Origin of the sequence: Streptomyces sp. GbtcB7 (assembly GCF_019091445.1) — a bacterium.
Lineage (GTDB): Bacteria > Actinomycetota > Actinomycetes > Streptomycetales > Streptomycetaceae > Streptomyces > Streptomyces mirabilis.
Genome location: NZ_JAGXJM010000363.1, coordinates 1 through 260, shown reverse-complemented (window position 1 = coordinate 260; position 260 = coordinate 1). Strand labels below are relative to the sequence as shown.

Here is a 260-nt window from a genome sequence, read left to right as displayed (position 1 = left end):
CCGCGGAGCGCAGCCCGTTCCGCTCGGCGCCGCTGGCCGATTCCGCGCCGAGTGCCGCGGGCCTGCTCAACTCGCTCGAGGAGTACGTCCGTCGCGCCTCCGGCGGTGGCCGCGAGGGCGAGCCCCGTGGCCCGTTCAAGGACGACTGGAATCCCCTCCTCTACGGGACGGATGTCGCTCGTGCCGCCGAGGACCGCGTCCGCACGCCCCCGATCTCGGTGGTCGTCTTCGTCACCGGCGATGCGCCGGTCGACCGCGGG

The 260-nt window shown here is 74.6% G+C and carries 1 protein-coding gene; it reads left to right on the top strand.

Translation table 11 applies throughout. The features are described 5' to 3' along the window. Positions 1-260 (top strand): hypothetical protein (locus tag KVT44_RS56275; RefSeq protein WP_217577027.1); only part of this gene is annotated, 260 nt, incomplete at both ends.